Annotated in this window: 1 protein-coding gene; it reads left to right on the plus strand. The window is 42.3% G+C overall.

The window, feature by feature from the left end:
• Nucleotides 1-179: 179 nt before the first annotated feature.
• A complete protein-coding gene (locus HM990_RS04445; RefSeq protein ID WP_178987785.1) occupies nt 180-16,832 on the plus strand; it encodes a DUF7507 domain-containing protein in 16,653 nt (5,550 codons plus the stop codon).
• The last annotated feature ends 26 nt before the right edge of the window (nt 16,833-16,858 follow it).

The raw sequence follows: 16,858 nt of genomic DNA on the forward strand, positions 1-16,858 counted from the left end.
AATTTAAATGGGACTGCGAGACAGTCCAATTTCGTCTCATGTCTAATTTTAAAATTACGATATAGAATATCTTACAATAAATTTGTTTTTTACACTTTATCGAATATATTTGTCACTTTGTCGATAAAGTAATAAGTGTTTTATTTTTTAAATAGCATTATACATCAACTATATTATATATGAAAATCTCTACTCGATTCTCTTTTGCAAAGAATATTATTAACATTTTATGCTTGTGCAATGTTTTTGTAAAGTTATCCTTGTTTAGGATAAAAACCATTTTAATCGTTGGTTTTCTTTTATCATTTTTAACCATGAATGCTCAGGAAGATGTTTCAACTATTTATGGTGATCAAGGCGGCTTTTATGTTTCTACCACTGGCGCTACAGTTACGGCTACAGATTCAAATAATTTATTGGGTTTTATAGCGGATGGTATCACATACTCTACAGGTGTAGATGATTCTATTTTAACATCAAATGGGGTAACATTTACAGCAGCTAGCTTTCGAGCTTTTCCTATGCCAGGTGTAATAAATTACAGCAACCCAGAATTATTGGGTGTAGCTTATAACTGGGGTGGTGTGAACCAAACAAATTCTCCGACAGATTACATTAAAAATTTTTCACCTATTGTCCCTACCAATTTTGTAAGAGATGGATCTAGTGGTTTAGAAATGAGTACAAACTTTTTCAATATTGATCCTCAAGATATTGAATATGATGATTTGACAGTTCTTTCAGTAGCTAATATTACAGATAATATACCTGATATAATTGTGAATCAAACTGGTGCTCCTGGAGGTAGTGATATTTTTAAGTTTGTTGATAACCTTGGTAACACAGTAGGTAATAGTGTTGTAGTAGATTTCTCCTCAACTCCTGTCGTTGCTGGGGTAGATTGGACCATTTATAATGTTAATCCTAATACGGGATTAGTTGTTGGGACATTTGGTATAAACACGTATAGAGATTTCAGAGTTTTATCATTTCTCTTAAGTGATTTTGGAATTACTGCAGGAAATTCAACTCAAATTGTAAAATTCGTTCATACAACATCTGGTAACACAGATATAGCTTTTACAGCTTATAATTCTAATAGTATTGGATTTAGTACTACAATAGATTTAAGTATTGATGCTCGTATTGAGTCTTCGACAAGCTTGTGTACTGCAACTAACGTAGATTTAATTGCTACAGTTACAAATAATAGTGCTAATAATAGTAATAGTTTTGTGATACAAGCTCCGTTGCCATCAGGTATAAGTTACACTAATAGTTCTGCGATTTTTTCATCTGGATCCGGCACAGCGTCTTACGATTCTAGCTTAAATGAATGGGTGATTTTTGGTTTACAAGCTGGCGAAAGTGTTACTTTGACCGTAAATGGAGGAGTATCTTCCATAGTATTACCAATGGTATATAGCATTAGTATTACTGATACGTCTCAATCAGATACTGATACTAGTAATAATTCATTTGTAGTTTCTGAAACTGATACAGATTGTGACGGTGTATATGATTCGGCGGATTTGGATAGTGATAATGATGGTATTACAGACGCCATTGAAGATAATAATTTAGATTTAGATGATGATCCATTAACAAATTCGACTGATACAGATAACGATTCAGTACCTGATTATTTGGATTTAGATAGTGATAATGATGGAATTTACGATGTCGATGAAGTTGGAGGAACGGATTTGAATGACGATGGTTTGGCAGACGGTACCGTTAATGCAAATGGTATCCCATCAACAGCGGGAACAGGTCTTACGCCAATAGACACATTAAGCGACGGAAGCTATGATTTCCAAAATACAGATAGTGATTTAGATAGTTGTTCAGATGCAAATGAGGCTTACGATGATGCAAATGCTGATGGAGGTGATGGCGGACAATTTGGTACTACAGATCCTGCAACTGTAAATTCAACTAACGGCCTAGTGACTGAGACTGATGTAGATTATTCCTTGGGTACTAATGCATCTGTAACAAATGCAACTGGGATTACCATATGTGATTGTGGGATTACAGATATAACTTCTTCAAATGAAACTATCTGTGATGATAATAGTACACCTGCAGATACTACTGATGATACATTTACAGCAGATATTACAGTCACATTTGTTAATATTCCGGCGACAGGAACTTTAAATTTAACTGGGGACGGAAGCGCATCGGTTTCAGTTTCAGGCTTAACTTCCCCTCATACTTTTAATGGTGTTGTATTACCAGCAAATGGCAATGCTATCTCATTGATAGCAACGTTTTCAGATGAAGTAACTTGTACATTAGAAGACACCAATGTTTTAACGGCCCCCTTTGAATGTAGTGATGATGCCTGTGACGATGTGATTCCAACAGGTAGTCCTGTAATACCTGTCACTACAGGTGTCACTTTCGATATTACAGGTACAGGAAGCGCAACAGGTGCCATACTTAATTCTATATCAGTAGGAGCTGATACATTTACAGGGTTTTATGTGCCATCAAGTGTAAATTATCAATTTGCAAACCCAGATGCAGCGCATCAATATATTTATGACGGCCCAACGCTCACCTCTGATATTACCGATGGACCGTCGATATTCGACCCAGCTTTATTGGCTACGTTTTCAGATAGGGATTTAACGAATTATTTTTCTACGGACCTTCAGATTACCTCCACGGATTTTTTGGAAATCGCTTATGATGCACCAATTACGACAGCAGCCAATAGATATCTTATAGTTACTGAGCGTAATGGAAATAACGTATATACTGTTCAGGCTTTAGATAACTCAGGAAATCTTATAGGAACAAATAGAACCACATTTATACCAAACTATATAGATACAGGGATTACTACAACGGTTTCTGGTCAGAATATTTTTGCAAGCATTTTTCCGCTAACTGCATTTTTAAGCTCGGGAAATGATATTTATGGATTCAGAATTACGTATAGGGGTTCTGGAGTTGGCGATGGCGGAGACGGTAAGGCTTTCATAGTATATGATCCAGCATTTTTAACACCTCCACCGACGATTAATCCTACAACAAGCTCAGTTCAGCCAACGTGTCCAACGAATCTGGGGTCTATTACAATTGATGCTACAGATAATGGAGGTGGTACAATAGAATATAGCCTTAATAGCTTAAGTGGTGCTAATGATCAAACATGGCAACTTTCTAATGTTTTTAATAATTTACCACCAGATACGTATACACCAGCTGTTAGATACCAGTCAGTACCAGCATGTTTTGCTGTTTCTAATAATCCAATTGCTCTTGATGATGCATGTTGTAATCTGGTAAGTATTGTTTCTAGTGATGTTACAGCTTGTATTAATAATGGTACACCATCAAACATTAATGATGATACATTTACAGCTGATATTACCATAACATTTAATAGCTTGCCGACTATTGGTACATTAGATTTAACAGGAGACGGAACAGCATCTGTTTCAGTTTTAGGTTTAACTTCACCACATACTTTTAATGATGTGGTCTTACCAGCAAATGGCAATGAAATCTCTTTAATAGCAACGTTTTCAGATGAATTAACTTGTCCACTAGAAGATACCAATGTTTTAACGGCACCATTTGAGTGTAGTGATGATGCCTGTGACGATGTGATTCCAACAGGTAGTCCTGTATTACCTGTCACTACAGGTGTCACTTTCGATATTACAGGTACAGGAAGTGCAACAGGTGCCATACTTAATTCTATATCAGTAGGAGCTGATACATTTACAGGGTTTTATGTGCCATCAAGTGTAAATTATCAATTTGCAAACCCAGATGCAGCGCATCAATATATTTATGACGGCCCAACGCTCACCTCTGATATTACCGATGGACCGTCGATATTCGACCCAGCTTTATTGGCTACGTTTTCAGATAGGGATTTAACGAATTATTTTTCTACGGACCTTCAGATTACCTCCACGGATTTTTTGGAAATCGCTTATGATGCACCAATTACGACAGCAGCCAATAGATATCTTATAGTTACTGAGCGTAATGGAAATAACGTATATACTGTTCAGGCTTTAGATAACTCAGGAAATCTTATAGGAACCAATAGAACCACATTTATACCAAACTATATAGATACAGGGATTACTACGACGGTTTCTGGTCAGAATATTTTTGCAAGCATTTTTCCGCTAACTGCATTTTTAAGCTCGGGAAATGATATTTATGGATTCAGAATTACGTATAGGGGTTCTGGAGTTGGCGATGGCGGAGACGGTAAGGCTTTCATAGTATATGATCCAGCATTTTTAACACCTCCACCGACGATTAATCCTACAACAAGCTCAGTTCAGCCAACGTGTCCAGCGAATCTGGGGTCTATTACAATTGATGCTACAGATAATGGAGGTGGTACAATAGAATATAGCCTTAATAGCTTAAGTGGTGCTAATGATCAAACATGGCAACTTTCTAATGTTTTTAATAATTTACCGCCAGATACTTATACACCTGCGGTAAGATATCAAGCAACACCAGATTGTTTGGCTGTTTCTAATAATCCTATTGCTTTAAATACTATTGAATGCCCAAGTATAGAATTAGTTAAGAGTGTTGCAAGTGTAACGGTTGCAGGTGGAGCAGGATTAGTAGATGATGTTATCAACTACAGTTTCACAGTAACTAACACAGGAAATGTGACCTTAACAGACATTGCAATTAATGATCCAGTAATAGGAGCGGTCACGTGTGTAGCGACAAATTTAGCACCAGGATCAAGTACAACCTGCAGTGCGACTTATACGGTATTACAGAGTGATGTAGATGCAGGGGGAGTCGAGAACACAGCAACGGTAAGTTCAGAAGGGCCAGGAGGAGATTTAGTTAATACAGCAGATGATGTAACGGATGTGTCAGACACAGGTACTGAGTCAGATGGAATAACAGCAGTCGTTGATCCAGAGACTGTAGAGACGGATGATATCGATGGAGTAAATGGAGATAACAATGATGCAGATCCAACGAATGATGTGACACCTTTTGAGATTGTTCAAAATCCAGAGTTAAGCATCATTAAAACGAGTAGCTTAGACCTAGGCGTAGATGGCGTAGTAAGTGTAGGAGATGTTATTACATATACCTATACGGTAACAAACACAGGCGATGTGACCGTCTTTGACGTGAGTGTCAATGAGAGCGCAGCTAACTTTACAGGAACAGGGACTTTACCAAGTCCAGTTTATGTAAGTGGCGGAACCGATGAAGATGGCGATACAGACTTAGAGGATATGGTTGTGGGTGCAGGTACGATAGTGTACAGTGCAACCTATGCCATCACCCAAGCTGATATTGATGCAGGCGTGGTAACCAACCAGGCCACAGCAGACGGAACTGATCCATTAGGAGGACCAGTAACCGATGATAGTGATGATCCAGCGGATGGCACCAGTGATGATGATCCTACGAATACACCTATTGCTCAGCTTCCAGAATTGAGTCTTATTAAAACGAGTAGCTTAGACCTAGGCGTAGATGGCGTAGTAAGTGTAGGAGATGTTATTACATATACCTATACGGTAACAAACACAGGCGATGTGACCGTCTTTGACGTCAGTGTCAATGAGAGCGCAGCTAACTTTACAGGAACAGGGACTTTACCAAGTCCAGTTTATGTAAGTGGTGGAACCGATGAAGATGGCGATGCAGATTTAGAGGATATGGTTGTAGGTGCAGGAACAATTGTTTACAGTGCAACCTATGCCATCACCCAAGCTGATATTGATGCAGGCGTGGTAACCAACCAGGCCACAGCAGACGGAACTGATCCATTAGGCGGACCAGTGACCGATGATAGTGATGATCCAGCGGATGTCACCAGTGATGATGATCCTACGAATACACCTATTGCTCAGCTTCCAGAATTGAGTCTTATTAAAACGAGTAGCTTAGACCTAGGCGTAGATGGCGTAGTAAGTGTAGGAGATGTTATTACATATACCTATACGGTAACAAACACAGGCGATGTGACCGTCTTTGACGTCAGTGTCAATGAGAGCGCAGCTAACTTTACAGGAACAGGGACTTTACCAAGTCCAGTTTATGTAAGTGGTGGAACCGATGAAGATGGCGATGCAGATTTAGAGGATATGGTTGTAGGTGCAGGAACAATTGTTTACAGTGCAACCTATGCCATCACCCAAGCTGATATTGATGCAGGCGTGGTAACCAACCAGGCCACAGCAGACGGAACTGATCCATTAGGCGGACCAGTGACCGATGATAGTGATGATCCAGCGGATGTCACCAGTGATGATGATCCTACGAATACACCTATTGCTCAGCTTCCAGAATTGAGTCTTATTAAAACGAGTAGCTTAGACCTAGGCGTAGATGGCGTAGTAAGTGTAGGAGATGTTATTACATATACCTATACGGTAACAAACACAGGCGATGTGACCGTCTTTGACGTCAGTGTCAATGAGAGCGCAGCTAACTTTACAGGAACAGGGACTTTACCAAGTCCAGTTTATGTAAGTGGTGGAACCGATGAAGATGGCGATGCAGATTTAGAGGATATGGTTGTAGGTGCAGGAACAATTGTTTACAGTGCAACCTATGCCATCACCCAAGCTGATATTGATGCAGGCGTGGTAACCAACCAGGCCACAGCAGACGGAACTGATCCATTAGGCGGACCAGTGACCGATGATAGTGATGATCCAGCGGATGTCACCAGTGATGATGATCCTACGAATACACCTATTGCTCAGCTTCCAGAATTGAGTCTTATTAAAACGAGTAGCTTAGACCTAGGCGTAGATGGCGTAGTAAGTGTAGGAGATGTTATTACATATACCTATACGGTAACAAACACAGGCGATGTGACCGTCTTTGACGTCAGTGTCAATGAGAGCGCAGCTAACTTTACAGGAACAGGGACTTTACCAAGTCCAGTTTATGTAAGTGGTGGAACCGATGAAGATGGCGATGCAGATTTAGAGGATATGGTTGTAGGTGCAGGAACAATTGTTTACAGTGCAACCTATGCCATCACCCAAGCTGATATTGATGCAGGCGTGGTAACCAACCAGGCCACAGCAGACGGAACTGATCCATTAGGCGGACCAGTGACCGATGATAGTGATGATCCAGCGGATGTCACCAGTGATGATGATCCTACGAATACACCTATTGCTCAGCTTCCAGAATTGAGTCTTATTAAAACGAGTAGCTTAGACCTAGGCGTAGATGGCGTAGTAAGTGTAGGAGATGTTATTACATATACCTATACGGTAACAAACACAGGCGATGTGACCGTCTTTGACGTCAGTGTCAATGAGAGCGCAGCTAACTTTACAGGAACAGGGACTTTACCAAGTCCAGTTTATGTAAGTGGTGGAACCGATGAAGATGGCGATGCAGATTTAGAGGATATGGTTGTAGGTGCAGGAACAATTGTTTACAGTGCAACCTATGCCATCACCCAAGCTGATATTGATGCAGGCGTGGTAACCAACCAGGCCACAGCAGACGGAACTGATCCATTAGGCGGACCAGTGACCGATGATAGTGATGATCCAGCGGATGTCACCAGTGATGATGATCCTACGAATACACCTATTGCTCAGCTTCCAGAATTGAGTCTTATTAAAACGAGTAGCTTAGACCTAGGCGTAGATGGCGTAGTAAGTGTAGGAGATGTTATTACATATACCTATACGGTAACAAACACAGGCGATGTGACCGTCTTTGACGTCAGTGTCAATGAGAGCGCAGCTAACTTTACAGGAACAGGGACTTTACCAAGTCCAGTTTATGTAAGTGGTGGAACCGATGAAGATGGCGATGCAGATTTAGAGGATATGGTTGTAGGTGCAGGAACAATTGTTTACAGTGCAACCTATGCCATCACCCAAGCTGATATTGATGCAGGCGTGGTAACCAACCAGGCCACAGCAGACGGAACTGATCCATTAGGCGGACCAGTGACCGATGATAGTGATGATCCAGCGGATGTCACCAGTGATGATGATCCTACGAATACACCTATTGCTCAGCTTCCAGAATTGAGTCTTATTAAAACGAGTAGCTTAGACCTAGGCGTAGATGGCGTAGTAAGTGTAGGAGATGTTATTACATATACCTATACGGTAACAAACACAGGCGATGTGACCGTCTTTGACGTCAGTGTCAATGAGAGCGCAGCTAACTTTACAGGAACAGGGACTTTACCAAGTCCAGTTTATGTAAGTGGTGGAACCGATGAAGATGGCGATGCAGATTTAGAGGATATGGTTGTAGGTGCAGGAACAATTGTTTACAGTGCAACCTATGCCATCACCCAAGCTGATATTGATGCAGGCGTGGTAACCAACCAGGCCACAGCAGACGGAACTGATCCATTAGGCGGACCAGTGACCGATGATAGTGATGATCCAGCGGATGTCACCAGTGATGATGATCCTACGAATACACCTATTGCTCAGCTTCCAGAATTGAGTCTTATTAAAACGAGTAGCTTAGACCTAGGCGTAGATGGCGTAGTAAGTGTAGGAGATGTTATTACATATACCTATACGGTAACAAACACAGGCGATGTGACCGTCTTTGACGTCAGTGTCAATGAGAGCGCAGCTAACTTTACAGGAACAGGGACTTTACCAAGTCCAGTTTATGTAAGTGGTGGAACCGATGAAGATGGCGATGCAGATTTAGAGGATATGGTTGTAGGTGCAGGAACAATTGTTTACAGTGCAACCTATGCCATCACCCAAGCTGATATTGATGCAGGCGTGGTAACCAACCAGGCCACAGCAGACGGAACTGATCCATTAGGCGGACCAGTGACCGATGATAGTGATGATCCAGCGGATGTCACCAGTGATGATGATCCTACGAATACACCTATTGCTCAGCTTCCAGAATTGAGTCTTATTAAAACGAGTAGCTTAGACCTAGGCGTAGATGGCGTAGTAAGTGTAGGAGATGTTATTACATATACCTATACGGTAACAAACACAGGCGATGTGACCGTCTTTGACGTCAGTGTCAATGAGAGCGCAGCTAACTTTACAGGAACAGGGACTTTACCAAGTCCAGTTTATGTAAGTGGTGGAACCGATGAAGATGGCGATGCAGATTTAGAGGATATGGTTGTAGGTGCAGGAACAATTGTTTACAGTGCAACCTATGCCATCACCCAAGCTGATATTGATGCAGGCGTGGTAACCAACCAGGCCACAGCAGACGGAACTGATCCATTAGGCGGACCAGTGACCGATGATAGTGATGATCCAGCGGATGTCACCAGTGATGATGATCCTACGAATACACCTATTGCTCAGCTTCCAGAATTGAGTCTTATTAAAACGAGTAGCTTAGACCTAGGCGTAGATGGCGTAGTAAGTGTAGGAGATGTTATTACATATACCTATACGGTAACAAACACAGGCGATGTGACCGTCTTTGACGTCAGTGTCAATGAGAGCGCAGCTAACTTTACAGGAACAGGGACTTTACCAAGTCCAGTTTATGTAAGTGGTGGAACCGATGAAGATGGCGATGCAGATTTAGAGGATATGGTTGTAGGTGCAGGAACAATTGTTTACAGTGCAACCTATGCCATCACCCAAGCTGATATTGATGCAGGCGTGGTAACCAACCAGGCCACAGCAGACGGAACTGATCCATTAGGCGGACCAGTGACCGATGATAGTGATGATCCAGCGGATGTCACCAGTGATGATGATCCTACGAATACACCTATTGCTCAGCTTCCAGAATTGAGTCTTATTAAAACGAGTAGCTTAGACCTAGGCGTAGATGGCGTAGTAAGTGTAGGAGATGTTATTACATATACCTATACGGTAACAAACACAGGCGATGTGACCGTCTTTGACGTCAGTGTCAATGAGAGCGCAGCTAACTTTACAGGAACAGGGACTTTACCAAGTCCAGTTTATGTAAGTGGTGGAACCGATGAAGATGGCGATGCAGATTTAGAGGATATGGTTGTAGGTGCAGGAACAATTGTTTACAGTGCAACCTATGCCATCACCCAAGCTGATATTGATGCAGGCGTGGTAACCAACCAGGCCACAGCAGACGGAACTGATCCATTAGGCGGACCAGTGACCGATGATAGTGATGATCCAGCGGATGTCACCAGTGATGATGATCCTACGAATACACCTATTGCTCAGCTTCCAGAATTGAGTCTTATTAAAACGAGTAGCTTAGACCTAGGCGTAGATGGCGTAGTAAGTGTAGGAGATGTTATTACATATACCTATACGGTAACAAACACAGGCGATGTGACCGTCTTTGACGTCAGTGTCAATGAGAGCGCAGCTAACTTTACAGGAACAGGGACTTTACCAAGTCCAGTTTATGTAAGTGGTGGAACCGATGAAGATGGCGATGCAGATTTAGAGGATATGGTTGTAGGTGCAGGAACAATTGTTTACAGTGCAACCTATGCCATCACCCAAGCTGATATTGATGCAGGCGTGGTAACCAACCAGGCCACAGCAGACGGAACTGATCCATTAGGCGGACCAGTGACCGATGATAGTGATGATCCAGCGGATGTCACCAGTGATGATGATCCTACGAATACACCTATTGCTCAGCTTCCAGAATTGAGTCTTATTAAAACGAGTAGCTTAGACCTAGGCGTAGATGGCGTAGTAAGTGTAGGAGATGTTATTACATATACCTATACGGTAACAAACACAGGCGATGTGACCGTCTTTGACGTCAGTGTCAATGAGAGCGCAGCTAACTTTACAGGAACAGGGACTTTACCAAGTCCAGTTTATGTAAGTGGTGGAACCGATGAAGATGGCGATGCAGATTTAGAGGATATGGTTGTAGGTGCAGGAACAATTGTTTACAGTGCAACCTATGCCATCACCCAAGCTGATATTGATGCAGGCGTGGTAACCAACCAGGCCACAGCAGACGGAACTGATCCATTAGGCGGACCAGTGACCGATGATAGTGATGATCCAGCGGATGTCACCAGTGATGATGATCCTACGAATACACCTATTGCTCAGCTTCCAGAATTGAGTCTTATTAAAACGAGTAGCTTAGACCTAGGCGTAGATGGCGTAGTAAGTGTAGGAGATGTTATTACATATACCTATACGGTAACAAACACAGGCGATGTGACCGTCTTTGACGTCAGTGTCAATGAGAGCGCAGCTAACTTTACAGGAACAGGGACTTTACCAAGTCCAGTTTATGTAAGTGGTGGAACCGATGAAGATGGCGATGCAGATTTAGAGGATATGGTTGTAGGTGCAGGAACAATTGTTTACAGTGCAACCTATGCCATCACCCAAGCTGATATTGATGCAGGCGTGGTAACCAACCAGGCCACAGCAGACGGAACTGATCCATTAGGCGGACCAGTGACCGATGATAGTGATGATCCAGCGGATGTCACCAGTGATGATGATCCTACGAATACACCTATTGCTCAGCTTCCAGAATTGAGTCTTATTAAAACGAGTAGCTTAGACCTAGGCGTAGATGGCGTAGTAAGTGTAGGAGATGTTATTACATATACCTATACGGTAACAAACACAGGCGATGTGACCGTCTTTGACGTCAGTGTCAATGAGAGCGCAGCTAACTTTACAGGAACAGGGACTTTACCAAGTCCAGTTTATGTAAGTGGTGGAACCGATGAAGATGGCGATGCAGATTTAGAGGATATGGTTGTAGGTGCAGGAACAATTGTTTACAGTGCAACCTATGCCATCACCCAAGCTGATATTGATGCAGGCGTGGTAACCAACCAGGCCACAGCAGACGGAACTGATCCATTAGGCGGACCAGTGACCGATGATAGTGATGATCCAGCGGATGTCACCAGTGATGATGATCCTACGAATACACCTATTGCTCAGCTTCCAGAATTGAGTCTTATTAAAACGAGTAGCTTAGACCTAGGCGTAGATGGCGTAGTAAGTGTAGGAGATGTTATTACATATACCTATACGGTAACAAACACAGGCGATGTGACCGTCTTTGACGTCAGTGTCAATGAGAGCGCAGCTAACTTTACAGGAACAGGGACTTTACCAAGTCCAGTTTATGTAAGTGGTGGAACCGATGAAGATGGCGATGCAGATTTAGAGGATATGGTTGTAGGTGCAGGAACAATTGTTTACAGTGCAACCTATGCCATCACCCAAGCTGATATTGATGCAGGCGTGGTAACCAACCAGGCCACAGCAGACGGAACTGATCCATTAGGCGGACCAGTGACCGATGATAGTGATGATCCAGCGGATGTCACCAGTGATGATGATCCTACGAATACACCTATTGCTCAGCTTCCAGAATTGAGTCTTATTAAAACGAGTAGCTTAGACCTAGGCGTAGATGGCGTAGTAAGTGTAGGAGATGTTATTACATATACCTATACGGTAACAAACACAGGCGATGTGACCGTCTTTGACGTCAGTGTCAATGAGAGCGCAGCTAACTTTACAGGAACAGGGACTTTACCAAGTCCAGTTTATGTAAGTGGTGGAACCGATGAAGATGGCGATGCAGATTTAGAGGATATGGTTGTAGGTGCAGGAACAATTGTTTACAGTGCAACCTATGCCATCACCCAAGCTGATATTGATGCAGGCGTGGTAACCAACCAGGCCACAGCAGACGGAACTGATCCATTAGGCGGACCAGTGACCGATGATAGTGATGATCCAGCGGATGTCACCAGTGATGATGATCCTACGAATACACCTATTGCTCAGCTTCCAGAATTGAGTCTTATTAAAACGAGTAGCTTAGACCTAGGCGTAGATGGCGTAGTAAGTGTAGGAGATGTTATTACATATACCTATACGGTAACAAACACAGGCGATGTGACCGTCTTTGACGTCAGTGTCAATGAGAGCGCAGCTAACTTTACAGGAACAGGGACTTTACCAAGTCCAGTTTATGTAAGTGGTGGAACCGATGAAGATGGCGATGCAGATTTAGAGGATATGGTTGTAGGTGCAGGAACAATTGTTTACAGTGCAACCTATGCCATCACCCAAGCTGATATTGATGCAGGCGTGGTAACCAACCAGGCCACAGCAGACGGAACTGATCCATTAGGCGGACCAGTGACCGATGATAGTGATGATCCAGCGGATGTCACCAGTGATGATGATCCTACGAATACACCTATTGCTCAGCTTCCAGAATTGAGTCTTATTAAAACGAGTAGCTTAGACCTAGGCGTAGATGGCGTAGTAAGTGTAGGAGATGTTATTACATATACCTATACGGTAACAAACACAGGCGATGTGACCGTCTTTGACGTCAGTGTCAATGAGAGCGCAGCTAACTTTACAGGAACAGGGACTTTACCAAGTCCAGTTTATGTAAGTGGTGGAACCGATGAAGATGGCGATGCAGATTTAGAGGATATGGTTGTAGGTGCAGGAACAATTGTTTACAGTGCAACCTATGCCATCACCCAAGCTGATATTGATGCAGGCGTGGTAACCAACCAGGCCACAGCAGACGGAACTGATCCATTAGGCGGACCAGTGACCGATGATAGTGATGATCCAGCGGATGTCACCAGTGATGATGATCCTACGAATACACCTATTGCTCAGCTTCCAGAATTGAGTCTTATTAAAACGAGTAGCTTAGACCTAGGCGTAGATGGCGTAGTAAGTGTAGGAGATGTTATTACATATACCTATACGGTAACAAACACAGGCGATGTGACCGTCTTTGACGTCAGTGTCAATGAGAGCGCAGCTAACTTTACAGGAACAGGGACTTTACCAAGTCCAGTTTATGTAAGTGGTGGAACCGATGAAGATGGCGATGCAGATTTAGAGGATATGGTTGTAGGTGCAGGAACAATTGTTTACAGTGCAACCTATGCCATCACCCAAGCTGATATTGATGCAGGCGTGGTAACCAACCAGGCCACAGCAGACGGAACTGATCCATTAGGCGGACCAGTGACCGATGATAGTGATGATCCAGCGGATGTCACCAGTGATGATGATCCTACGAATACACCTATTGCTCAGCTTCCAGAATTGAGTCTTATTAAAACGAGTAGCTTAGACCTAGGCGTAGATGGCGTAGTAAGTGTAGGAGATGTTATTACATATACCTATACGGTAACAAACACAGGCGATGTGACCGTCTTTGACGTCAGTGTCAATGAGAGCGCAGCTAACTTTACAGGAACAGGGACTTTACCAAGTCCAGTTTATGTAAGTGGTGGAACCGATGAAGATGGCGATGCAGATTTAGAGGATATGGTTGTAGGTGCAGGAACAATTGTTTACAGTGCAACCTATGCCATCACCCAAGCTGATATTGATGCAGGCGTGGTAACCAACCAGGCCACAGCAGACGGAACTGATCCATTAGGCGGACCAGTGACCGATGATAGTGATGATCCAGCGGATGTCACCAGTGATGATGATCCTACGAATACACCTATTGCTCAGCTTCCAGAATTGAGTCTTATTAAAACGAGTAGCTTAGACCTAGGCGTAGATGGCGTAGTAAGTGTAGGAGATGTTATTACATATACCTATACGGTAACAAATACAGGCGATGTGACCGTCTTTGACGTCAGTGTCAATGAGAGCGCAGCTAACTTTACAGGAACAGGGACTTTACCAAGTCCAGTTTATGTAAGTGGTGGAACCGATGAAGATGGCGATGCAGATTTAGAGGATATGGTTGTAGGTGCAGGAACAATTGTTTACAGTGCAACTTATGCCATCACCCAAGCTGATATTGATGCAGGCGTGGTAACCAACCAGGCCACAGCAGACGGAACCGATCCATTAGGCGGACCAGTAACCGATGATAGTGATGATCCAGCGGATGCGACGAGTGATGATGATCCTACGAATACACCTATTGCTCAGCTTCCAGAATTGAGTCTTATTAAAACGAGTAGCTTAGACCTAGGCGTAGATGGTGCGGTCAGTGTAGGAGATATTATCACGTATACCTATACGGTAACAAATACAGGCGATGTGACCGTCTTTGACGTCAGTGTCAATGAGAGCGCATCTAACTTTACAGGAACAGGGACTTTACCAAGTCCAGTTTATGTGAGTGGCGGAACCGATGAAGATGGCGATGCAGACTTAGAGGATATGGTTGTGGGTGCAGGTACGATTGTTTACAGTGCAACTTATGCCATCACCCAAGCTGATATTGATGCAGGCGTGGTAACGAACCAGGCCACAGCAGACGGAACCGATCCATTAGGAGGACCAGTAACCGATGATAGTGATGATCCAGCGGATGTCACTAGTGATGATGATCCAACAGATACATTGCTTCCTGAAGATCCAAGTATTGAAGTAGTTAAAACTTTTACCATTACTAATGATTTAGATCCAATAGGAGCTAGTTTAGGAGATGAGATTACTTACACAATAAATGTAACAAATACAGGAAATGTAACTTTAGACAATGTTGCAATCTTAGATACTTTTACAGATATAGATGGTAATCCATTGACATTAACTTCTGGTCCAACATTCGACAGTTCAGATCAAGGTAGTGCAGAAGGAGACTTATTAGTAGGTGAGACAGCTACTTATACTGCCACTTATGTTATAGAACAAGATGCTATTGATGCAGGAGGATTTCAGAATAGTGTAGAAGCTAGTGGTGATAGTCCTAATGATACTAATGTTAGTGACACAAGTGATGATGGTGATGACTTGGATGGAAATTCAGATGACGATCCAACAATTATTACTATTGAACCAGACCCTAAAATAAGTTTAATTAAAACTACTCAGCCTTTAGAAGATACGAATGGTGATGGTATAATAGGTGGAATAGATGATATTATAACGTATATATTCATTGTGGAAAACACAGGAAATCAAACGTTAACTAATATTGTAGTAGAAGATATATTACCAAACTTAAACTTAATTGGAGGTCCAATAGCAGTTCTACTTTCTGGTGAAATTGATGATACAACTTATACTGCCACATATCTCATTACTCAAGCAGATATAGACGTAGGTAGCGTTACCAATTCTGCTTCTGTTAGTGGAGAAAGACCTGATGGTGATTTAGATGATCCATCGGATGATATCTTAGATACGAGTGATGATCCAAACGATAATGAAAATGAAGATGGGAATGGTGATGGTGATCCAGATGATCCGACAGTTACTTTTGTAACTTCAATTTATGATTTAGAAGTTACCAAAATTGTTGACGAACTGAATCCGGTTGTTGGTGATCAAGTTACGTTCATTATTGAAGTAGCAAATATTGGTAATGTAACTGCAACGGAAATTATTATCGATGAACAAATTCCGAATGGTTATGTGTTTATTTCAGCACTTACAACTTCGGGAACATATTCAGAACTTAACGGCGAATGGACAATAGCACAATTAAATCCGGATCAAGTAGAAATTCTAGAAATTACTGTAGAAGTTCTAGGGTTTGGTGAGTACTTGAATACCGCTTTCATTCAAAGTTCGGTAGGAGGAGATGATGTTGATACCAATAATGATGAGGACGAAGCCAGAGTAACCCCTGAATGTTTAACGATATATAACGAATTCTCCCCAGATGGTGATGGTGTAAATGAAACGTTCATAATTGATTGTATTGAACAATACTCAAATAATAAATTAGAGGTCTATAACCGATGGGGCAATATTGTTTATAGCACAAATGGCTATCTCAATGATTGGAATGGTACGCTAAACGGAAGAGCAGTTATCAACCCATCTGATAAATTACCAGTTGGTACTTATTATTATGTGCTCGACTTAGGTGATGGCTCAGAACCTCGAGTAGGCTGGTTATACATCAATAGGAGAAACTAATAAATACTGAATTATAAAATATATTA

This window comes from Winogradskyella schleiferi, assembly GCF_013394655.1.
Taxonomy (GTDB): Bacteria; Bacteroidota; Bacteroidia; order Flavobacteriales; family Flavobacteriaceae; genus Winogradskyella; species Winogradskyella schleiferi.